The organism is Anaerosinus sp., from assembly GCF_965318445.1.
In genome coordinates, this window is record NZ_CBDNNH010000017.1 from 12,652 (window position 1) to 36,422 (window position 23,771).

Genomic DNA, 23,771 nt, shown 5'->3' on the forward strand with positions numbered 1-23,771 from the left:
ATCGAAATGGATAATCAATATAAAAACGACTAATTACAACAAATTTCTACATTTTTATTAAGGGAATAGAATAAATGTACGATAATTAAGTGGGGGGAAAATATGATAGTAGCAAGCAATAAAGGAAAAAGTTTGATTCTCTAATTCTAATTTAAATTAGATATTATTTTCTTAGTAAAATGAAGTTTGGTGAAAGCTATATCTAGCTAAATTTTGCTTTAATGGAAGGAGTGTAAAATTTGAATATTGGTTTTAAAAATAATGGGGGCTTTTTACACGATTTTTTTTGCAAGATAAATTTTTATTTTGAGAGCTTTAAATTTATAGAAAAGATTTTTTTTATCTTATTAGGATTAAGTATATGGACAATTTATATAAATGAGAATTATCAATTATTTAGAGTGCAGAGTGAAATTTTATTAACAATTGCTTTAACGATAATTTGTAGCGTGATATTTTATTTTGTAACGGCCCGTTATCCAGAGTGGAGAAAACATAACCAGTTGAGAAACAGTTATGCAGTTCATCTATTCTCTGAATTGGCTGATTTTTTGCTAGAATGTGAGGAAAGGCAAAGTAAAATTATTGAATTGAATCAAAAATATAACGTAATAGAGGATATGCCATGTTGTAAGGGAAATTCGATAAATGACATTATTTTGTATGCAATAAAGTATGAAAGCTTATTTTTAGAAAAATGTGACTGGAGTTTAATGAACAAGTTAAATTTTAATACTGGAGAGAGTGCCGAAAATTTTGCAGGAAAATTTTCTAATTTGTATAAAAAGATAAAATGGGCACCTATTGATATAGTTATTTATAGATTCTTGGAAGCAAAGGATATATTAATTATTAATAGTATTTTTGAAGAAGATGAAATTACTTTAATTAAGTATTTAGGGGAAAGATTTTCTTCATGCAAAGAGGAGTTTAAAATTTTAGATATTGATATAGCGAAAAATATCAAGACTAATATAGGAGAAGAATATCGTTCCTTTATTGAGGCAATTGACATAGTAAGAAATATTCGAGGATTTGAGCAACATATCTTACGAAGTCTTGAAGAAAAACGTAAGCAGAAATAATTTATACTAGAAAAAGTTTGTGGTGTTTTAATAATCGAAATTGTTTAATTATATGCGATATATTAAGAATCGAAATTGTTTAATTATATGCGATATATTAAGAATAAAAAATAAAAGGGAGCGTTTAAATGGAAGAAAAATATTGTCAAAGTTGTGGTATGCCAATGGGGAATACAGAAGAAATGTATGGTACGGAAGCTGATGGAGGTAAAAGTAAAGAGTATTGTAAATATTGCTATGAAAATGGAAAATTTGTCGCTAATTGCTCTATGGAAGAAATGATAGAATTTTGTGTTCCGCATATGGTAGCTGCACATAAAGAAATATCTGAAGATTCAGCTAGAAAAATGATGGGCGAATATTTCCCAAAATTAAAACGTTGGCAAAAAGATAATAGCTAATATTAACCATAGAAAGTAGTAAAACCTAACAATTTGAATATTGTTAGGTTTTCTACTTTAGGCTATATTTAAAATAAAATATTCAACAATAGAATTTGTAGAGCATTTCATTCTATACAAGACCTGTATAAGATAACGAGAGTAATTATTGGGAATTAAAGATATTAAAGGGAGTGCCAAAACATTTTAGTATTTATTGACGATTGGATGTAATTATGCGATTTTAGCATTTTAAAGATATTAGATCACTGTATATTTAAAAGGGGATTTGTACATGCGAGCAGTAGTAACTAGAGTAAAAAGTGCATCAGTTCTGATTGAGGGGGAAGTGAACGGCAGTATTGGACAAGGGTTTCTTGTCCTTTTAGGAATTGCGCCTGAGGATACAGAATTTGAGGCAGTCAAACTGGCAGATAAAATTTGTGGAGCACGCGTTTTTGAAGATGAAAACGGAAAGATGAATTTGAATCTAGAAACAGTAGGCGGACAACTTCTAGTTGTATCACAGTTTACGTTGTTTGCAGATTTAAAAAGTAGACGTCCGGGCTTTTCAAATGCGGCAAAACCATCAATTGCAATTCCATTGTATGAAAAGTTTATGGAGGAGTGTAGAAATCGTGGCTTTAGCGTAGAACACGGTGAGTTTGGAGCGGATATGCAAGTTGTATCAATCAACGATGGTCCAGTGACGTTACTTTTTGATACAGTGGAACTATAGTCAAGATGAGAATGAAAATTTTCTTACCTAGGGATTTAGCTGATCTTAATTGATAGAGCAGGTTAATTATCGGATAAAATCGTTTAAAGGAAAAGACTGGTAAATTTCACATCGTTTACTAGCCTTTTCCTTTTTATTTTTGTAATAATTATTTAAATTTTATGTATTGCTTTACGGAATAAATTATAACTAAAGACTAACTGATTTTAACAAAACTATTTTTTTCAATTTTGTAGTCACCATCATTAAATTTAAAACTATTTAGATTTTCGCCATAAGACCAGTTGGCTATAGTTAAGCTGTTGTTTATATTTGCTACTGTATCTTGATATGAAATTACCAAATCATCGGTGCTTTTTAGAATTGTATATTTTGCCATATCAAAGAAATCATTAAATTTGACTATATCTGAATTAGTACTGCCAATAATCTGATCATTCCCAAAATTGATATCAAAGACATAAGTATTTTTCCCTGCATTACCGAACAATAAGTCATTACCAAAACCGGAATATAAAACATTATCATTTATAGAGCCCACTAAGATACTGCCATTATACAATTTATTATTCTCTGCTTTTATATCTCCGCTACCGGCAACAACATTATATAAAGTATCGTCAACATAGGCTTTACCATTTGTAAAGGAAAATAATAACTGATTGCTATTGTTTGCAAAACTATCAAATGCATTCTTGAATGTTACACTTGCATTTTTGTTTCCTAAAGTATCTGTCATGATAATGTCACTTCCTGATTGACTCCACTTCATGTCTTGATATTTAATTTCATCAGCGAAATTAAATAATACGGTAGAATTTTCAGCGAGTTTTCCACCGAAAAATACAGAGTCATTACCGAAATTGGTGTAGTTCCGTTCCCATTTGATTTGCATTTGCCCGGCAGCTTTATCATTAATAATAAATGTGTCGTCACCAGCATTCCCACAAAGAATATCGTTGCCATTCTGCCAAACTAAAATATCATCACCGTCACCGCCGAATAATAAGTCATTACCAGAGCCGCCAATTAAAATGTCATTGCCAGCACCGCCATACAAGATATTATTTCCTGCGATACCATATAAAGTATCATTTCCTGCTTCGCCTGCTAAATAATCATCGCCTGATCCACCATAAATAGTATCATTACCTAAACCACCAGCTAAAATATTACCGCCTGATCCAGCATAAATAGTATCATTCCCATCACCAGCGATAACTATAGTTGCTTCATTGCCTGTTTCTATACAATTGGATTCATTACTTCCGAACATAGTTGCTTCTGGTAATCCTAAAGATGAGCCAGACCATGCCTGTTCAGGATATAGGGGATTATATTTTACGATATCACCTGACCATAAGGTAATGGATTGTTCAGGTTCATGTCTATCGAATCTCGTAATACTGATATTATCTAATCCAGATAATAATCCGAGTAAAGTGTCTGGCATCTTGTCCGGTGTTGTTAAATTCATTGATTGTAATTTTTTAAGATTTTCATAGCGTTCATCCATTAAATGTTCTCTTGCAGTTAATAAATACGGAACTTCTATACTGATTCCAACATGGCCATCTTTTTTTGCATCTTCATCATAGTTTATAAATCCAACCGGATCACCGATTGTAATTAAATTTATTATATTGCTAAAATCATTTGCAGAGAATGTCTCAACAATGGCTTTTGACATATCAATTCGTTTAGCTAAACTTTTATCTGCTAAACTCATCGTTGTTCCGCTGGGCAAAAAGATTGTTTCGCCTGCAATCAATTGCTGCTGTGCGTACATCTTAAGTTGTCTTAGCATACCTGGCCCGGCTTCAGCTAAAGTTGGCAATGCAATTCCAGTATCAATATAATACATTCCTGACATCATTTGGGCTAATCCTCCCCCCAATGAATGACCAGCTACAGATATACTATATTCTGGGCCAAAATCATTTTGCAGTTGTTTCATTATCTCTTTAAATTCTTTATAGCCTTCACGCATTTGAGGTGGAATAACACCTAACCCAATTTCTAAATCAGCCACTCCATCTTTACTAAGAAAAACTGAGCCAGACTCTTTATCTGCTTGGGTTCCTTCTAAAGTTATTGCTATTTGCTTACTTCCTTCATCTATATAGATACGACTATTATACCCATGTAAAGTAGTAGTATCTTTATATAGAGACCATTTGTTTAGCATTTCTGAATTTGTACTTAAACGGTTTTTATAAATTAGCCAAGATAAATCACCTATAGAAGTTCCTGTTTTAAAATTACTATGAATTGTTACATTGTCACTTGCAGAAATTGCATTTCCCTGCCTTTCCATAGTTTCTATCTCTGATCTACTTGGAAATATATTGATGATATTTGTAAGTGAATCAATTTTTAAACCGATAAGTCCACGTAAAAAATCTGCACCTTTACTTATAAGATTACTTTTTCTTTCTTCAATTGATTTTTGCCCTGCGATTGTACCATTTTGCTTATCTACCCCACTTAATAAGCTTGACAAATGTCTTCCGCGATCTGTACTTGCCATTGGTGTATCAGTATTCTCTAATGACTCACTGTTCCACCCTTTTTTCAATTTTTCAATTAAATCCATTTTACCTAAATCCTCCTCCGTTATTTTGCCTAGATTATTTATTAATAAAATTACGGGTGTAATTCTATTAACGTATGGTGTTTTCTATATATTTAACATTGCGAAAATATATTTATTGTACAGTTCGTAAAAATAATTGTGATTGAAGTAAGTAGAAGTTATCAAAAGGTATTTATGGGTAAGTTAATGAATTATATGATAAAAATATTATCTAGTGAATACCTAGTCGCATAAAAACAAAAGACTATGAAGTGATGAGGGATAATTCGACTAATTTCGACAAATTCCTGCAAAAGTAAGAATCTTTTAATATCAAAAATGCTACTAAATCGTAAATGATTCAATAGCATTTTTGATGGAGTTTCAAACATGTACTTTGACGTCAGCTTAGTAATGGATTCATCTAATGTCAAAGGTAAAGTAGCGGTATATTCTTTAAGAAAGAGCAAATAAAAATTTTATAAAAAGCTTCTTAGATTTTAGATGAAAAAACTGAGTTACTTTACTATACTGTAAATAAGTTATTATAAAAAATTTAATAGTAAAAATAGTTTAATACGATTCAATAAAAAGAAAGTTCTATAGAAAATAGATTATGATAAATACAATGGGGGTATTTTTATGATAGATTAAAGTGATAAATTTCGTTGTGGTAAAATTTTACATGGGACGGGTGATGGTATTATACAGATGTGTATGGAGTGATTTCAGATACGCCAATTTTTATTAAAATCAATTATTCGGTAAGGGAATATTTTGCAGTGGGGAAAATGCTGATGTTGAATTTGTATAATGAAGGTAAATTTTTGTAAGAGAATAAAATATGGGGGTTGGAATGATGGAGTGTACAGCAATTATCGTTATTGATATGCAGACAAGTTTAGTGGAAGGTAATCCATATCATAGGGATATATTAATTGAAAATATACGGAGTCTAATTGATATGGGAAGAAAAAAGAATTTTGCGGTAATTTATATTCGACATCATGGAAAATCGAGTGGATTGGTGAAAAATTCAGATGGTTGGCAGATTTATAAGGCGCTTACTCCGCAAAAAGATGAAAAAATATTTGATAAGCAATATAATAGTGCATTTAAAAATACTGGATTAAAGCAATATTTAGAAGAGAAGAAAATTAAAAATCTAATTCTTGTTGGGATGCAAACAGAATATTGTATAGATGTTACGTGTAAAGTTGCTTTTGAATATGGATTTAAAATTGTAATTCCAGAGGATGCAATTAGTACATATGATAATTCTTGGTTAAGTGGAAAACAATTGAATGAATATTATACGCAACGTATATGGAATCATTGCTTTGCAAATGTATTATCCACGCAAGAAATTTTGAAATCTGCTGAAAAGTTATTTATCAAATAGGAATTTTTCAGTGGGGCATTTTAGGTGAATACAAATGATTTTGAGTGTAAGCAGAAGAACAGATATTCCAAATTATTATAGTGATTGGTTTTATCGTCGATTGCAAGAGGGATTTGTTCATGTTCGTAATCCGATGAATTTTCAACAAGTGAGTAAAATTCCCATAACATCTGATGTTGTTGATTGTATTGTCTTTTGGACAAAAAATCCGGAACCAATGCTATCTAGATTGTATGAGTTAAACGGTTATCCTTATTATTTTCAATTTACGTTGAATGCTTATGGAAAAGATATTGAACCAATGCTGCCAAGTAAGGGGAAAGTTCTTATTAATACATTTAAACACTTATCAAAGATGATTGGGCGAGAAAAAGTGATTTGGCGATATGATCCAATACTTATTAATGATAAGTACACCGCAGAATATCATTTTAGGTACTTTGAAAAGTTAGCAGAAAAACTATGCAGGTTTACTGAGTGCTGCACAATAAGTTTTCTTGATTTTTATCGATGTATGAAAAAGCAAATGGAGAAATTAGGAGTCAAAATACTCAGTGAAAATGAGCAAAAAGAAATTGCTTTTACCCTTGCAGAGGTTGCTATGCGGTATCAAATAAAAATGAATGTTTGTACAGAAGCATTTGATTTATCAGAGCAGAAAATAATGCCTGCGCATTGTATCGATAAAGATTTAATTGAAAGAATTACTGGATATAAATTAAAAAGTAAAAAAGATAGATACCAAAGAAAAGAATGTGGATGTATAAGTAGTATTGATATTGGTATGTACGATACTTGTATCAATAGTTGTACATATTGTTATGCAAATCATCATCAAGATATTGAAAGCAAAATGAGGTTGCATGATCCATACTCTTCATTATTATATGGTTATTTAGTAAAGGGGGATAGAGTTTCTGATCGATTAGTAAAATCTCTGCGCAACATAGATATAGAATTATTTTCGAATTAAATAAAAATATTTCTATAACGTATGATTCAAATGAAGATAGGATAATATTATATAAAATAAGGATTTTATATAATAAATGACGAGTTTTAGCGATCGTTTTGCTGAGATTAAAATGAAGTTTACCTTATTTTGATTCCGGTAGTATTAAAACTATTTTTGAAAACACTTTGTTTATGATATAATAGCGGTTATGTAAAAACGTAATTTGTTCGTGTTAGGTTTTTATTGAATCAGTATGGATATAGAAAGGGTTGAAGAGGGATTTATGGAATTATTGGATTCTTTTGTAAATAGTATCAATGATATTATATGGTCATATATTTTGATTTTTATGTTGTTGGTACTAGGTGCATATTTTTCATTTGCAACGAAATTTGTGCAAATACGAATGATTGGAGAAATGTTTCGCTTACTTACACAAGGAGTTGGCAGTAAGGTTGGAGAAAATAGAGTTTCTTCATTTCAGGCTTTTTGTATTAGTACGGCGTCACGTGTTGGTGTAGGAAATATTGCTGGGGTTGCAATAGCAATCGTTAGTGGCGGTCCGGGTGCGATTCTTTGGATGTGGATTATTGCAATGATTGGTTCGGCAACTGGTTTTATCGAAAGTACATTAGCACAAGTTTATAAGATTAATGATGGTAAGGGTGGATATCGTGGTGGTCCGGCGTATTATATTAAAAATGCACTTGGACAGCGTGGGATTGCGATATTTTTTGCCGTGCTGATTAGTATTACGTTTGGATTGATTTTTAATTCTGTACAAGCTAATACGATTACGCTTGCCGTTCAATCGGCATTTGGTATTGAGCGGATGATGATGGGGATTGGTTTGGCAATTTTAACGGCCATCGTTATTTTTGGTGGTGTTACGCGAATTGCAAAAGTAACTGAGTGGTTAGTACCGATTATGGCGAGCATTTATATTTTAGTTGCTTTGTATATTATTGTTACGAATTTATCGATGTTGCCACTTGTCTTTGAAGAGATTTTCTCAACTGCATTTAGTGCGGATGCTGCATTAGGTGGTGGACTTGGAGCTGCAATGATGGCAGGTATTAAACGCGGCCTTTTTTCTAATGAAGCTGGGATGGGGTCAGTACCGAATGCAGCAGCGACAGCAGATGTTTCTCATCCAGTGCAGCAGGGCTTGATTCAAGCTTTGGGAGTATTTGTTGATACGTTAATCGTATGCTCATCTTCCGCGTTTATTGTTTTGTTAACTGTCGATTATAATATGACAAATTTAACAGGAATTGAGTTAGTACAAGCTTCGTTAGCTTCACATATCGGTGCATTTGCACCAAGCTTATTGGCGATTTTCGTATTGTTGTTTGCCTTTAGTTCTATTATTGGAAACTATTATTATGGAGAAAGTAATATTGAATTTCTACATTCTAGCCCAATTTGGTTAATGATTTTTCGGATCGCTGTAGTGGGGATGGTTTTATTTGGTTCAGTTGCGAAGATTTCGTTGGTGTGGGATCTGGCAGATTTATTTATGGGTCTTATGGCGATTACTAATTTAATTGCTATAGCTTTTTTAGCGAAGTATGCTTTAATTGCATTGAAAGATTATACAGCGCAAAAACGTAAAGGAATAAAAGAGCCTGTTTTTGACGCGGAGATTTTACCAAGTCAAAAAGGGATAGAAGTTTGGCACGATAAAGAATAAAAAAAAATCCAAGTGGTTTAATAAGCTGCTTGGATTTTTTTATTTTGAGAGTTGATAAAGTAAACTTTCTAAAAAATAAACTTATCCACAATAAATTGTTCTTATTTACTTATATTTTGTGGATAAGTTATAGTTAATTAAATAAATTATTGGGACGCAAATATTATTACGTTGTATTTTTGAATAAATTTTGATAGTCTAAATAGAAAAGCTTAGTAATAATATGCAATGGATATACGTTATTTAGATGAATGGAGTGTAATTTGAATGAGAGATACAAAGCAGTTAATTGTAGGACTTAATTTAAAGAAACATCCAGAGGGCGGTTGGTTTTCTCGAGTATATAGTGCTCCAAAGCGTTTGCAAGATGTTGATAGAGCAATATCAGGGAGCATTTATTTTTTATTAGACCGAGAAGAAGTTTCACATTTCCATCAAATTGATTGTGACGAAATTTGGTATTACCATGAAGGCTGCGGGTTAAAGGTATATTTGATTTATCCAGATGGACGATTGCAAGAAGAGGTTTTGGGAATAGATTTTACTAAGGGAGAAAAACCAATGGTGATTATACCTAAAGGAGCTATTTTTGCTGCGGAAAATATAAAGAGGGATGAATTTACTTTAATTAGTTGTGTAACGACGCCACAATTTACTTTTGATGGATTTAAACTTTTTACACAAGATGAATTACTTAAAAAATATCCGGAGTATCGTAGCATAATAGAAAAAATGGCTTTTGCTAAAATAGCCGAATAAAAAACTCTACAAAGGATACGTCCTTTGTAGAGTTTCTATTTAAATAGATATCGTTTCTTTGTAATTGATGAGTGTAGTGTTAAATCCATTTGACTGCATTTTTTCTTGCCATTCTGCTGGATTTGCTTGTATATCTTCAAATGTATCATAATGTATTGGTATATACTGTTTAGCTTTGATTTTTTTGGCGACGATAATAGATTCATCAATGTCGGTGGTATAAATACCGCCAATTGGAAGAGCTGCAATGGCAATTGTATGTGTATCGCCAATCGTTTTCATTTCATCAAATAAATATGTGTCGCCTAGGTGATAAAGTGTTTTGCCGTTCATTGTAAGAAGTATGCCTGTCGGTGGAGCAGTATCTTTGAGATTATTTATAATATCGACTTTATCCCCATGAATTGCTGGGGTTAATTCTATTTCGCCCCAAGCAAGTTGCGTTCTTACGCCTATTTGTGCAGAAATTGTGGATACACTATGATCGCTTAGTAGAAAATGATTACATAGTTGACGGCTGGCGACGATTGGGCAATGATTATTTTTGGCAATTGTGATACTATCTCCGATATGATCATGATGTCCATGGCTTACGATGACAGCATCAACGTTTATTGATTTTGGATCAATGTCAATGAGGGGATTTTTACTTAAATATGGATCAATAATTACAGAATAATTTTTTGACTGAACAAGTAGGCTGGCATGTCCTAGATATGTAATTTTCATAAATACCTCCGTTGCGTTTTCTTTCATTGCTATTTTAGGTGATTTTGCAATAAAAAGCAAAAGAAAGTTTGAATTGGAATATAAAGGTAGCCTATAGGAGAGACACTAAAAACTGTCGCCTATAGGCTACCTTTTAATTTGAAGTATTTTTTTTAGAATATATTTTAGCTTAATATCCAAGTGACAAAATAGATTACAATTGGAATCGTAATTAAAAAAATCCCGATTAAATCTATAATAAAGCCAGTAGAAATCATTTTTGTAATAGGTACATAGCCGCTAGCATATACGATTGCATTTGGTGGAGTAGAAACTGGAAGCATAAAGCCGAGTGACGCAGATAACGCAATTGCAACGGCTACTGGTGTAGGATCAAAACCAGCAGAAAGAGCCGCTGTAATTCCAAGGGGGCCAACCATATTGGTTGCGGCTGTATGCGAAGTTAGTTCAGACATGATTAATGCAAGTAAAGAAAACACGGTAACTATCATAAGTAAATTTGGCTCGCCTAAAGAATTGGCAATGCCATCGCCAATCCATTTTGATAAGCCTGTCGTGTACATCATGTGCCCTAAGGATAAGCCACCACCAAAAAGAATAAGTGTGCCCCATTCAATTCCATCTACAGCGTCTTTCCATTTTAATGTGAACGTGCGCTTTTCCCAATTTACAGGGAGAAGAAAAAGCAATAATGCGGCAAGCATTGCGACAATTGATTCAGGCAATAGTTGATCGTACAGTTTTAATACAGGAGAATCACTACCTAAAAATATATTAAGAATCCCAGGAAATATCCAGAGACAGACAGCTAGTCCAAAAGCAAATGCCGTATTTTTTTGCCCTTGTGTCCAACTGCCCAGTTCTTGTACTTTTTTATCAATCAGTTCTTTTGCACCATTGATAGAGGAAACGTCAGCTGGAAATAGCTTTTTTAAAAGCAGATAAGTGATAATAAAATAAAAAATCATTGCAATGGAGCCCCATGTCATCCATTCAAAAAAAGAAATCTTGATATTCGCCATTTGATCAAGAAATCCTAACATAATTAAATTTGGTGGAGTACCAATTGGTGTTAAAACCCCACCGATAGACGCCGCATATGCGGTCATTAGCATCAATCCAGTAGCATATTTGTATTCGTGCAAATGAATATTCCTTCCATTAGCGGCAAACATATCTTTGATTGCGGTTAATAAACCTAAGGCAATCGGCATCATCATAGCTGCTGTTGCGGTGTTGCTTACCCAACCGGAACAGAGCATAGAGGCAATTCCAATTGCCAAAAATATTCTTGTTGGACTTGAGCCAACCCATTTCATTGACAAAAGTCCAAAAGCGAACCTTTTATCTAATCCATGAACCATCATTGCTTTAGCGAGGATAAAACCCCCCATAAACAAGAAAATAATTGGATTTGCGAAAGGGGCAAATCCATCTTTTACAGAAATAACACCAAAAATAACTGCTAAAGTTGGTCCTAATAAAGAGGTAACTGCGATGGGGACAGGCTCAGTAATCCACCATAAAGAAACTAAGGTCATAATTGCAAGGAGTTTATGGGCCGACAATGTTAACCCTGGTATCGGTAAGAAAAAAATAATAAGTGCGAATAGAGGAGCGATAAATAAGCCTAAAGTATGACGTTTGCGATCAAAGCTATGTTCAAAGCTTTGAGATTTTTTATTTGTGGATGATGGCAATCGTTTCACCTCATTATAATGGTATTTTTAACTATATCACCATATTGTAGCAAAATTTTCTATAAATTTCAAATAAATTCAAAATAAAAAATATCCTATCTATTTAGCATAACGAAATAGATAGGATATTTCTATTCATTGGTTTATGATTCAATTATCGTACTTTCCGTGGAGCCTGCAAGCTTTTGCTCTAAGTCTGAAAAGCGTTTCATAATTTCATCATATGTATCGTTACAGATTTGAGGTAAAGATGATTTTGTCACGGAATTAAAAGTTGTACCAGCTTGTTTAAATCCTGCTTCAACGGCTGATTTCATGGTTGCGAGCCTTTCTGGATCGCCGTTTGCAATTTTTTCAGCTAAAGAAAAGATCCGAGTGGCCACAGCATCCACTGAGTAATTACCGCCTTCTGCTATTGCAGAAGCAGCTTCTTCTGGAGTTGTTCCAATGGATGGAAGATTGAATTCGCTAGCGTCTATAAATACACCATTAAAATTCAGTTGTACACCATTTTGATATTCTTGATTATGGCTTTGCAGAATGTTTTGCATCATAGATTGCAACATTTGTTGTTGTGAGGTTGCTTGATATTCTTGCAGTGCTCGTGTTTGCTCACTGCTTAATCCTTTAGGACGGTCATAAGTAACTTTTTCTGTAGATTTGCCAAGCGCAACAATTGTATCAGTATCCTTTTGATTATCTTTACTTGTTAATTTTTGAGTTGTTTCTTTTGCTGCTTGGGTATAAGATTGATTTACATATGTGTTTTGTATTGATGATGATATTTCCATTTGGTTTCCCTCCTTAGAAAAAATATATCCTTATACAAAATATATCGTATTTTTTAGAAAAAAAATAAGTGGTGAATGACGTAGCTGGCAGGATTACTGAAAATTAAAGACAAGGTATAATAAAAGTAAAATTTCTGAAAGCGGGAAGTTGAGATGAGATATTTTTCTTATGATAAAAATAATTATGGTGAATTTATTTTCGTGGAGGATGGAGTGGGCATTAGTCAACTTGAATTGAAAAAAGATTGCTTTTCATACGGGGAGATGGTAGAGAAAGAAACAGCTTTATTAGCACAGGCGAAATTAGAAGTAAGGGAATTTTTTATAGGAAAGCGAAAAAATTTTACTGTTCCCCTCAGCTTACACGGTACAGATTTTCAAATGAAGGTGTGGCAGAAACTTAGAGAAATTCCTTATGGACAAACCTACACTTATGGACAGCTGGCAACTTCAATCGGCAATCCAAAAGCTGCAAGGGCTGTAGGAATGGCAAACAATCGTAATCCTATTTTGTTTATGGTTCCTTGCCATCGAGTGATCGGAAGTACTGGTGCATTGACCGGCTATGCAGCAGGTCTGGATTTAAAAGCGAAATTATTGCAAATGGAAAAAGAATTTAAATAAACTATATAAAGTTTACAAATTTACAAAAACATTTAGACGTTATGTTTGATTTATTATATAATAAAATATGTATGTATTTTGACGAGAAATACAAATGAATGGAATAGTATAAGGATAAATTTATCTAAAGCTAATATTTTATCCTTAAAATATTAGCTTTAGATAATGGAATGAGAGGATTCTATTTCGATGAAGAAAAAAGTAATTTTATTAGGAAATGAAGCGATTGCCCGTGGGGCGTATGAAGCTGGTGTTAAGGTATCGGCAGCTTATCCGGGGACACCAAGCACAGAAATTAGTGAAAGCATTGCAAAGTATGATGAAATTTACGCGGAATGGTCGCCAAACGAAAAAGTTGCCGCAGAAGTGGCGATGGGAGCATCGATTGCAGGTGTGCGTGCATTGGCATCAATGAAACAAGTTGGACTAAATGTAGCGGCAGATCCACTCTATACGTTTTCTTATATGGGAGTCAATGGTGGAATGGTACTTGCAGTTGCCGATGATCCTGGTTTATATAGTTCACAAAATGAACAGGATACAAGAGCAGTTGCAAGAGCTGCTCACGTACCGGTACTTGAACCGTCAGATAGCCAAGAAGCGAAAGACTTTGTCAAATTTGCTTATGAATTAAGCGAAAAATATGATACGCCTGTGATTGTACGAACAACGACTAGATTGTCTCATTCACAAGGAATTGTTGAATTATGTGAGCGCGAGGATGTTTCCGATAAGGAATATGTACGTGACATCAAGAAAAATGTAATGATTCCAGGGCATGCAAAATTTCGTCATCCAGTAGTGGAGGAGAGAGATAAACGCCTTGCGGAAGATGGGGCGGATTTTCCTGTGAATTGTGTAGAAATGAACGATTCGAAAATTGGCATTATCACGAGTGGGATTCCGTATCAATATGTAAAAGAAGCTTTACCGACAGCTTCTGTATTAAAACTTGGAATTGTGAATCCACTCCCGCGTCCATTAATTGAAGCTTTTGCTGCAAAAGTAGATACGCTTTATGTCGTAGAAGAATTAGATCCTGTGATTGAAGAACAAGTGAAATCATGGGGGATAGAAGTTATTGGTAAAGAGATTTTTACTTTACAAGGTGAATATAGTGCAAATATGATTCGTCAAGCGATTGCAAAAGAAGAGTTACCGTTAGAAAATCCAGCGACGGTATCGCCGCGTCCACCGGTATTATGTCCGGGATGTCCGCATCGTAGTGTGTTCACGGTATTAAATAAATTAAAAATACATGCGGCAGGTGATATTGGTTGTTATACGCTGGGCGCACTGGCACCTCTTAATGTAATTGATGAATTTATTTGCATGGGTGCAAGTATTAGTACAATGCATGGAATAGAAAAAGGCAGAGGTAAAGAGTTTGCAAAAGATTGGGTTGCCGTTATCGGTGATTCAACGTTTTTACATACAGGGATCAATTCTTTAATGAATATGGTTTATAATAAAGCGACAGGTACGGTAATTATTCTTGATAATTCTACAACGGGAATGACGGGGCATCAAGATCATCCTGCAACAGGTAAAACACTAAAAGGTGAAACGACGTATATGATGAATCTTATGGCGTTGTGTAAAGCGATGGGCATCCCAAATGTTATGGAAATTGATGCATTTGATCTGGATGCGATGACAGTAGCAGTAAAAGAAGCTGTAGTAAAAGATGAAATTACGGTTATTATAGCGAAGTCGCCTTGTGTACTATTAGATAAACGCAAACGCATACCGTATATTGCCCTTGCGGATAAATGTCGTAAATGTGGAATGTGTTTAAAACCGGGCTGTCCGGCGATGTCAAAGAACGCAGATGGCACAATTCATATTGATGATACACTTTGTACTGGCTGTGGTCTGTGTCAGGATTTATGTAAATTTTCAGCGATCCGGAAAGCAGGTGAATAATTGATGTCAGTAAAAAATATTATTATTGCCGGCGTTGGCGGGCAGGGGACTTTATTAACAAGTCGTATCTTAGGTGGTTTGGCATTAGAAGCTGGCTATGATGTAAAATTATCAGAAGTTCATGGTATGGCGCAACGCGGCGGTAGTGTTGTTACCTATGTGCGATATGGTCAGGAAGTTGCTGAACCAATTGTTGAAGAAGGTATGGCGGATATTTTGATTGCGTTTGAACGTTTAGAAGCAATGCGCTTCGCCCATTTCTTGAAAAAAGATGGTGTAATTATCGCCAACGATCAACGGATTGATCCAATGCCAGTTCTATTAGGAATGGACGAGTATCCTAAAAATATTTTTGAGCAGTTAGAAAAAAAATATCAAGTTTATGCAATTGATGCTGGCTTGGAAGCAAAAAAATTAGGTAATCCAAAGGTATCCAATATGATTGTCCTTGGGATTGCTGCAAAGAATATGAACTTCAGCAAAGCACAGTGGTATGATATTATTGAAAAAATTGTACCGCCGAAAACAGTGGAGTTAAATAAAAAAGCCTTTGATATCGGCTATGAATTCAGTAAATAATGAAGTAGAGGGATGAAAAACATGATTTGGAATGAAGCAAAAGAATGCATGAGCCGTGACCAGTTGAAGGTATTGCAAAGTGCAAGACTAGTGAAAATGGTGGATCGTGTATATCGTCAAGTACCGTTTTATCGTCGTAAGATGCAAGAGTTAGGAATCGAGCCTGGCGATATTCAAAGCATTGAAGATTTAGATAAACTTCCATTTACAACGAAAGATGATTTAAGGGGAAATTATCCGTTTGGATTAGTTGCAGTACCGCGTTCACAAGTTGCCCGTATTCATGCGTCATCAGGTACGACGGGCAAAGCAACAGTTGTTGCCTATACTCGTCGCGATATTGACATATGGTCAGAATGCGTAGCTAGAGTTTTAACTATGGCAAATATTACAGCAGAAGATATGGTGCACGTTGCTTATGGTTATGGCATTTTTACAGGTGGACTAGGTCTTCATTACGGTGTTGAATACCTTGGGGGAACGGCACTTCCTATGTCTTCCGGCAATACGAAAAAGCAAATTACAATGATGGAAGATTTCGGAGCTACAGCTCTTGCATGTACACCTTCGTATGCGGTACATTTAGCAGAAGCATTAGAGGAAGCTGGGAAGATTGATAAAATAAAATTGAAATCAGCCATTTTAGGCGCTGAACCTTGGACAGAAAATATGCGTCTTCAATTGGAAAATAAACTAGGAATTAATGCTTTTGATATTTATGGGCTTAGTGAAATTATGGGACCTGGTGTTGCAGGCGACTGTATTTATCATAAAGGACTTCATGTGTGTGAAGATCATTTTGTACCTGAGATTATTGACCCGAACACATTAAAACCGGTAGCGGAAGGTGAAACGGGTGAGCTTGTATTCACTACGGTTACAAAAGAAGCATTGCCACTCTTTAGATATCGAACGAAGGATTTAACGAGCATTTCTTATGAAAAATGTGAATGTGGCAGAACGTCAGCGCGCATTTCACGCTTCAAAGGACGTTCAGATGATATGCTGATCATTCGTGGCATTAATGTGTTCCCTTCACAAGTGGAAAGTGCATTGCTTGAAGTAGATGGAATTTTACCGCAGTATATGTTAATCGTCGATCGTGTAGATAATCTTGATACATTAGAAGTACAGGTAGAAGTAGAAGATCGTTTCTTCTCCGATGAAATCAGACATTTAGATGCATTGACAAAAAAGATCAGCGGCGTATTAAAAAGCGCACTGAACATCGTTGCGAAAGTAAAATTGGTGGAACCGAAAACATTAACACGTAGCGAAGGTAAAGCAAAACGCGTAATCGACAAGAGACATTTATACTAAGAGAGGGGTGGAGTTCTTATGTTTATTAAACAAGTGTCGGTTTTTATTGAAAATCGTGCGGGAAGGTTGGCTGATTTATTAGAGATTCTAGCAAGAAATAACGTGAATTTAATCGCGCTTAGCTTGGCTGATACAGCGGAATACGGAATGATGCGAATGGTTGTGTCCGATGCTGAGGCTGCAATCAAGGCGCTGAAGGCAGAAGGAATGTCGGCAATGCTTACGGATGTCATTTGTGTTCGCATTGATCATGCGGCAGGCTCTCTACATAAGGCGATGAAGGACATCATTACGGAAGTTGGTATTGAATATATGTATGCGTTTTCGATTGGCAAAGAAGCATTGAATGTTATCAAGTTCTCTGAGCCGGAAAAAGCTGCCGAGTTGATTAAAAAAAATAATATCGGTATTTGGAATGCTGGAGATATTGAAAATATCTAAATAAACATAAAAAAGTGCAGTTCGAAATGAACTGCACTTTTTATGTTTAGGATTAGACTTCCATAATGATTGGTAGAATCATCGGACGGCGTCCTGTTTTTTCATATAAATATTTTCCTAGTGCTTCACGAATTTGTTGTTTTAATGTTGCCCATTCCATAATATTGTTTCCCAAACAATTTTCAAGGGCGGTTTGCACTCTAAATTGTGCTTCATTCATGAGTTCTTCTGAATCACGAACATAGACAAATCCACGTGATACTAAGTCCGGACCGGCAAGAATGATATTTCCTTCTTTTTGCAAAGTAACAACGACGATAACGACGCCTTCTTGAGAGAATTGTTGACGATCACGTAAAACGATATTGCCGACATCGCCAACACCAAGACCATCGACAAATACTTTACCAGATGGAACTTTTCCGTTAATTTTCGCGCTGTCTGACGTAAATTCAAATACGCAACCATTTTCACCGATTAAAATATTTTCTTTAGGAATTCCTAAACGTTCAGCGATTTTACCATGTTGTTTTAACATACGATATTCGCCGTGAACTGGGATAAAGAATTTTGGACGAACAAGGTTAAGCATTAATTTCAATTCTTCTTGGCTGGCATGTCCAGAAACGTGAATGCCCGAAATTTTTTCGTATACGACATGTGCACCTAAGCGAAGTAAGTTATCAATTGTTTTTGATACGGATGTTTCGTTGCCTGGAATTGGTGTTGCTGCAATAAGAACGGTGTCACCAGGATTTACTGAAACGGTACGATGATTATTTGTAGCCATACGGCTAAGACCGGACATCGGTTCACCTTGGCTGCCGGTTGTTAAAATTAAAACCTGATCTTCGCGATAATTATTCATTTCTTCCGGTTCAATTAAGGTGCCTTCCGGCATTTCTAAATAGCCGAGTTGTGTAGCGATATTCACAACATTTACCATACTGCGTCCGAAAATAATAACTTTACGTTTATATTTGCAAGCGGAATGAATTGCCTGTTGTATTCGCGATACATTAGATGCGAAGGTTGCAAGTATGATACGTCCGCGTGATTGTTGGAATGCATCATCAAGGGTGAGGGATACTTCCATTTCAGAACCAGTATATCCTGGACGTTCAGCATTTGTACTATCTGACATTAGCAGTAAAACACCTTTATTTCCAAGTTCAGCAAATTTATGAATATCAATTAACTTACCGTCGACAGGTGTTTGGTCAATTTTAAAGTCCCCCGTATGGACAACTGTACCGACTGGAGTATTGAAATAGATGCCGCAAGCATCTGGAATGGAATGGCTGCCTTGAATAAATCCGACTTTAAATATTCCTAGCTGAATGATATCACCAGCTTGTACTGGAACAAGTTTGCAAGCCCCGACATTATTTTCTTTTAAACGACCTTCTACTAAGCCAAGTGCTAACCTTGTTCCATATACAGGAACATTGATTTCTCTGAGTAAGTAGGATAATGAACCAATATGATCTTCGTGTCCATGTGTCAAGACAACTCCACGAACTTTATCGATATTGTTTTTTAGATACGTTATATCAGGAATTACTAAATCAATTCCATACATATCATCATCTGGGAATGCTAGACCGGCATCTAAAATGACGATATCGTCACCATATTGAAACACGGTCATGTTTTTCCCTATTTCCCCCAATCCTCCTAGGGGAATTACTAATAATTTGTTTTGATCTTCCAAGAATAGTACCTCCAATATTTTGATATTTATCTGATGAGCATTCTTTCATTTAATAGCTCATTTAAGACTAAAAGTTTAATTCATGATGCTTATTATTTTTTATCAATATAAATAAAGTAAGACTTAATTCAAGTGAAGTTCTAACTTCCTTGAATCTTAATCGCACTTGTCTCAGGAACAATCTACTCTTACTCCCGATTATAGAAGTTGGGAGCCTTAAAACAGACTAGTTACCAGATAAAGCAAACGAATAGATTTTATCCTACTAATCAAACTTTCCTACATAATAAAAATCCGCTCAAAATCATTATCTTGATTGTATCATAGTTATGGCTAGAAATTCAAATGAAAAGCATAAATTATTTATATTTTTCTAAAATTAAAGTGAATTCCCTTAATTTTTATATTTATCTAGAAATAAATAGTTTTACCTAATTTTAAAACTGATTTCCTAAATTCTTTTATTTTCCACGAAGAAAAAAAATGATATGATATAAATAAGAAAATAAAATTTAGAGAAAATGACTGTGGTGAAAGTTATGAGGGAAAAAAATTCTTTTTTAATCGCAAAAATTATGCTTTTAGTTTTCTTATTAAGTAATTATAGTGTCGCATTGTGTTCAGAGCTCAATGGTGAATGGAAATACCATGAAGGCGATTCATTTGTAGCAGAAGACAAAGCAGAATTATGGCTTCAATCTGCAATCGCGAATGATCATGAATGGAAATCTTTTGACTTTCCTCAACAACCTCCGCTGTCTGTAAATACGAATGTCGTATGGTTAACGACTACTTTGCCAAAAGGCCAGTATATTCGCCCCTTATTATTTTTTACGACAACTGAACAATCTTTTCGTGTTTATTTAGATAAAAAAATGATTTATCAATATGGAGATATCCAATATAAACGCTTTTCTTATGGAATGAGTTGGCATATGGTCGCGTTGCCAGAAAAATATGAAGGAAAAAATTTAACATTTCAAATGTATTCAAATTATCCTGATCGTTTGGGGATTTTTGATAGAATGATGTTGGATGATAGCGTTCGTCAGACAATAAGGCTATTTCAATACGATGCTATGTATGTCGTTGCTTTTCCGGTAACAATTTTTATGATTTTAATTATGATATGTTACTACCTTAGTATGCATAAACATTATAGATTACATGTATATGCGATGATATTTTTCTCATTTTTTGCATTATGGCTCGTCGCGGCATCAAATACAAAACTACTTTTTCTTAATTTTCCAGTGATATGGTGGTATTTACTACTTCTTTCTGTCTATAGTATGCCCGTTTTTTTAAATTTAACAGTCTATGAAGTTATTGAAGAGAGTGAAAAGAAAAAAATAAAATTTGTTGTAGCATATTACATAACTTTAGCTCTAATTGCTCTTATAGGTGAGTGTATTGGATTAAGTACGATGAATTACTTATTATCGCCATTTTATATTAGCGGCGGGATTGTGCAAACCTATGTAGCATATCAATTGGCGGTATCGGCTTATCGGGGAAACGAAGACAGCAAAGCGTTACTTATTGGATTAATGGGATTACCATTAGCTGCTTTGTATGATGGTTTAGGTGCCCATTTTAGAATTGTTCCCTGGGTTACGCATGTAACGCCTTTAGGGATTTTTGCATTTGCATTTTTTATTTTGAGAATCCTTAGCTACAATGTAAGAAAAGAACAAGAATTAGCTGATTTAGCTTTAAATCTACAAGATGAAATTGCTGTTGTTACACGAAAATCGCAAATTGATGATTTAACGAAATGTTATAATCGTAATAAATTTAACGAAGCGTTAGAGAAAGAAGTTGCCCTCAGCAGTCATAATACATCTCCATTGTCTATGCTTATGATAGATATAGATCTTTTTAAAAGAATTAATGATACTTATGGACATGATGTAGGCGATGAAGTACTGATTAGATTTACTGAGGTTATTCGAACTAAGCTGGATAAACGACATATTTTTATTCGTTATGGGGGAGAAGAGTTCATTATTTTATGCCGAGATTCGGATAAGGTGGAAGCTTCCCAGCTAGCTGAATTAATAAGAAGAACAGTTGAGGACACTATATTGCTTGAAAATGAAAAGATTACGTGTAGTATAGGTGTAAGCCAATGGCGTAATACGGGAACGAATAGTGGTAATTTCCTAAAGAGGTCAGATTTAGCATTATATGCCGCGAAAAATCGCGGAAGAAACAAAGTTATTGTTGAAGATCAAATATAAGATACAAAGGTTGCTCTTATTTTATAATAAACAAAATTAAAAAAATTTTTATGTAAAAAGTACAAAAAAATTTTTGAACTGTAGAAAAGTACAATAGATGAAAAAAATTTGGGGAAAATATGTCGAATTTTGAGAGGGGAGAAGAGGAAAGAAGAGAATATAAATAAAGTAACATATTTATATTTTCATTAGACTAAGGAGGATAGATTAATTTATTTGCAAGACGATGAATTAAAAGGAGGATAAAAATGTCAATTAAAGCAAAGTTAATTACTAGTTTTACAGTATTAGTCTGTTTACTTATTGGGTTAGGTTCATTTGCAAACTATTCATTATCAGAAGTGAATAGTAAAACCGTTGAAATTACTGATAGTTGGATGGAAGGAACACGCATATTAAATAATATTGGCACAAATTTAGATAAAATACGCAGAGAAGAACTAAATCATTTGATTGAACGAGATATAAATAAAATGACAGCGATTGAAAAAGATATTGAAAAAGATGTTTTGTCTGTCAATAATGAATTTGAAGAGTATAGAAAATTGATAGATAATATTGAGTATAATAGCCAAGAAGAAAAAGAGAAAGATATAGCAGCTATCAATGAAATTGAAAAATTATATCAAGATTATTATGGGATTTCTAAAGAGGTAATAAAGTTTAGTCGAGCTGGTGATCAAATTCAAGCTGGTGATTTGGTAAGGGGGCGTTCATTTGAGGTATATGCTGACTTAGCAAATAAAGTACAGGGATTAATATCATTTAATAATGATGGTGCAAAAGCCGCAAAACTGGAAAGTAACGAAATTTATAAATCGAATAGTTTATATTCAAATATTATTATGGTAGCTGCATTTATTATTGCGGTTGCAGTTGCTTATTTTATGGTTCGGGATATTAGAAAATCTATTCTGGAGCTTATGCGAGTTTCAGAGGCAGTGAGTAAAGGCGACTTAAATGTACAGGCAGAAGTGTATTCTAATGATGAATTAGGAAAATTATCTACTGAATATAATGGTATGATTGGCAGCATTAAGGCGCTGATTTCACAAATTCAAAAGACCTCTAGTCAGGTGGCAGCCGCATCAGAAGAATTGACAGCTAGTGCGGATCAGTCAGCTCAAGTTACTCAACAAATAGCACAATCTATTACGCATGTATCTGAATTCTCAGAAAATCAAGTAGATGCGGTAAATGTGACGACTGATGTCGTGCAACAAATGTCGGCAGGAATAGAAGAAACCTCTGCAACAATTAGTATGACAGCTGATCAAACTAGCGAAGCGGTAAAGGCAGCACAAGACGGCAATGAATCTATTAAAAATGCTGTAATGCAGATGAATAATATTGAGATGACTGTAAGTCGTTCAGCACAGGTTGTTACTAAACTTGGGGAAAATTCCAAAGAAATTGGACAGATTGTAGAAACGATATCAGGGATCGCAGGGCAGACAAATCTTCTGGCTTTAAATGCGGCAATCGAAGCAGCGCGTGCAGGTGAACAAGGAAAAGGTTTTGCTGTAGTTGCAGAAGAGGTTAGAAAGCTTGCAGAACAATCGAAAGCAGCAGCAGAACGTATTGCAAATTTAATTGAAGGCATTCAAAAAGATACAGAAGAAGCAGTCGTTGTAATGAATGAAGGAACTGCTGAAGTTAAAGTTGGAGCTGAAGTTGTTAGTGCGGCAGGTAGTGCTTTTGAAAAAATATTAGAAATGGTTAATCATGTGAATCGTCAGTCGAAGGAAATTGCAACGACGATGGAAGAAATGGCAAATGGAACACAGCATATTGTTACTTCTGTAGAAGATATAGATAAATCATGTAAGAAGATGTCTGATGAAACGCAGACTGTATCTGCATCGACTGAAGAGCAGTCAGCGGCTATGCAAGAAATTGCCTCTGCAAGTCGAAGTCTAGCAGTTCTCGCGCAAGAATTAAATGAGGAAAGTGCTAAATTTAAGTTATAAAAACTACTTTTAAATAAACCATAACGCATAATATTTTTGCGTTATGGTTTATTTTATCTGATAACTTACCCATTAGATAAATGTAACGAGGATTTGAATAACGCCAAAAATCCTACCATTTATTGCCCTGGAGAAGGATTTATGAT

The 23,771-nt window shown here is 34.5% G+C and carries 19 protein-coding genes; 14 read left to right on the plus strand and 5 right to left on the minus strand.

What is annotated here, in order from left to right; genetic code table 11:
- Positions 1 to 239 precede the first annotated feature (239 nt).
- The 3 genes from ACWZFG_RS07815 to dtd all read left to right on the plus strand — a co-directional run bounded on the left by ACWZFG_RS07815 (position 240) and on the right by dtd (position 2,204).
- Complete coding sequence (locus ACWZFG_RS07815; protein WP_455577367.1) at positions 240 to 1,085, plus strand: hypothetical protein; 846 nt, start codon at positions 240 to 242, stop codon at positions 1,083 to 1,085.
- A gap of 128 nt (positions 1,086 to 1,213) precedes the next feature.
- Positions 1,214 to 1,486, plus strand: coding sequence for a zinc ribbon domain-containing protein (locus tag ACWZFG_RS07820; protein WP_455577368.1), 273 nt, complete (start codon positions 1,214 to 1,216; stop codon positions 1,484 to 1,486).
- Positions 1,487 to 1,760: 274 nt separating this feature from the next.
- Complete coding sequence (dtd, locus tag ACWZFG_RS07825) at positions 1,761 to 2,204, plus strand: D-aminoacyl-tRNA deacylase (protein WP_418626899.1); 444 nt, start codon at positions 1,761 to 1,763, stop codon at positions 2,202 to 2,204.
- Between the two features lie 196 nt (positions 2,205 to 2,400).
- Here dtd and ACWZFG_RS07830 read toward each other — a convergent pair whose 3' ends face one another.
- Positions 2,401 to 4,800: a lipase family protein gene (locus ACWZFG_RS07830; RefSeq protein WP_455577369.1), complete on the minus strand. Its 2,400-nt coding sequence runs from the start codon at positions 4,798 to 4,800 to the stop codon at positions 2,401 to 2,403.
- Between the two features lie 835 nt (positions 4,801 to 5,635).
- Here ACWZFG_RS07830 and ACWZFG_RS07835 point away from each other — a divergent pair.
- The 4 genes from ACWZFG_RS07835 to ACWZFG_RS07850 all read left to right on the plus strand — a co-directional run bounded on the left by ACWZFG_RS07835 (position 5,636) and on the right by ACWZFG_RS07850 (position 9,588).
- Positions 5,636 to 6,181 carry a cysteine hydrolase family protein gene (locus tag ACWZFG_RS07835; protein ID WP_455577370.1) on the plus strand — a complete coding sequence of 182 codons (546 nt, stop codon included), beginning with the start codon at positions 5,636 to 5,638 and terminating at the stop codon, positions 6,179 to 6,181.
- Between the two features lie 34 nt (positions 6,182 to 6,215).
- Complete coding sequence (locus ACWZFG_RS07840; protein WP_418626901.1) at positions 6,216 to 7,154, plus strand: DUF1848 domain-containing protein; 939 nt, start codon at positions 6,216 to 6,218, stop codon at positions 7,152 to 7,154.
- A gap of 265 nt (positions 7,155 to 7,419) precedes the next feature.
- Positions 7,420 to 8,829, plus strand: a complete 1,410-nt coding sequence (locus ACWZFG_RS07845; RefSeq protein ID WP_418626902.1) for an alanine/glycine:cation symporter family protein — start codon at positions 7,420 to 7,422, stop codon at positions 8,827 to 8,829.
- Positions 8,830 to 9,096: 267 nt separating this feature from the next.
- Entirely contained in the window at positions 9,097 to 9,588 is a 492-nt protein-coding gene (locus ACWZFG_RS07850) for a cupin domain-containing protein (protein ID WP_418626903.1), read from the plus strand.
- A gap of 39 nt (positions 9,589 to 9,627) precedes the next feature.
- Here the strand turns inward: ACWZFG_RS07850 and ACWZFG_RS07855 are convergent, their stop codons facing one another.
- From ACWZFG_RS07855 to ACWZFG_RS07865, 3 genes are all read right to left on the minus strand, one after another.
- Positions 9,628 to 10,317 carry a metal-dependent hydrolase gene (locus ACWZFG_RS07855; RefSeq protein WP_418626904.1) on the minus strand — a complete coding sequence of 230 codons (690 nt, stop codon included), beginning with the start codon at positions 10,315 to 10,317 and terminating at the stop codon, positions 9,628 to 9,630.
- Between the two features lie 164 nt (positions 10,318 to 10,481).
- On the minus strand, positions 10,482 to 12,017 hold the full coding sequence (locus tag ACWZFG_RS07860; RefSeq protein ID WP_455577371.1) for an SLC13 family permease: 1,536 nt from the start codon (positions 12,015 to 12,017) through the stop codon (positions 10,482 to 10,484).
- 143 nt (positions 12,018 to 12,160) lie between these two features.
- The gene (locus ACWZFG_RS07865; protein ID WP_418626875.1) at positions 12,161 to 12,808 is read right to left on the minus strand and encodes a hypothetical protein; all 648 of its coding nucleotides are present in this window, start codon (positions 12,806 to 12,808) and stop codon (positions 12,161 to 12,163) included.
- 153 nt (positions 12,809 to 12,961) lie between these two features.
- Between ACWZFG_RS07865 and ACWZFG_RS07870 the strand changes: the two genes are divergently transcribed.
- The 5 genes from ACWZFG_RS07870 to ACWZFG_RS07890 all read left to right on the plus strand — a co-directional run bounded on the left by ACWZFG_RS07870 (position 12,962) and on the right by ACWZFG_RS07890 (position 17,698).
- Entirely contained in the window at positions 12,962 to 13,432 is a 471-nt protein-coding gene (locus ACWZFG_RS07870; RefSeq protein ID WP_418626874.1) for a methylated-DNA--[protein]-cysteine S-methyltransferase, read from the plus strand.
- 189 nt (positions 13,433 to 13,621) lie between these two features.
- A complete protein-coding gene (iorA, locus tag ACWZFG_RS07875) occupies positions 13,622 to 15,358 on the plus strand; it encodes an indolepyruvate ferredoxin oxidoreductase subunit alpha (protein WP_418626873.1) in 1,737 nt (578 codons plus the stop codon).
- A 3-nt stretch (positions 15,359 to 15,361) separates the two neighbouring features.
- Complete coding sequence (locus tag ACWZFG_RS07880) at positions 15,362 to 15,937, plus strand: indolepyruvate oxidoreductase subunit beta (RefSeq protein WP_418626872.1); 576 nt, start codon at positions 15,362 to 15,364, stop codon at positions 15,935 to 15,937.
- Positions 15,938 to 15,958: 21 nt separating this feature from the next.
- Positions 15,959 to 17,257, plus strand: coding sequence for a phenylacetate--CoA ligase family protein (locus tag ACWZFG_RS07885; protein ID WP_418626871.1), 1,299 nt, complete (start codon positions 15,959 to 15,961; stop codon positions 17,255 to 17,257).
- An 18-nt stretch (positions 17,258 to 17,275) separates the two neighbouring features.
- On the plus strand, positions 17,276 to 17,698 hold the full coding sequence (locus ACWZFG_RS07890; protein ID WP_418626870.1) for an ACT domain-containing protein: 423 nt from the start codon (positions 17,276 to 17,278) through the stop codon (positions 17,696 to 17,698).
- A gap of 52 nt (positions 17,699 to 17,750) precedes the next feature.
- On the opposite strand, the gene ACWZFG_RS07895 is transcribed toward ACWZFG_RS07890, so the two are convergent.
- A complete protein-coding gene (locus ACWZFG_RS07895; protein WP_418626869.1) occupies positions 17,751 to 19,412 on the minus strand; it encodes a ribonuclease J in 1,662 nt (553 codons plus the stop codon).
- A gap of 539 nt (positions 19,413 to 19,951) precedes the next feature.
- Between ACWZFG_RS07895 and ACWZFG_RS07900 the strand changes: the two genes are divergently transcribed.
- Both ACWZFG_RS07900 and ACWZFG_RS07905 read left to right on the plus strand, forming a co-directional pair.
- Positions 19,952 to 21,655, plus strand: coding sequence for a diguanylate cyclase (locus ACWZFG_RS07900; protein WP_455577372.1), 1,704 nt, complete (start codon positions 19,952 to 19,954; stop codon positions 21,653 to 21,655).
- A gap of 248 nt (positions 21,656 to 21,903) precedes the next feature.
- Positions 21,904 to 23,625, plus strand: coding sequence for a methyl-accepting chemotaxis protein (locus ACWZFG_RS07905; protein WP_418626515.1), 1,722 nt, complete (start codon positions 21,904 to 21,906; stop codon positions 23,623 to 23,625).
- The last annotated feature ends 146 nt before the right edge of the window (positions 23,626 to 23,771 follow it).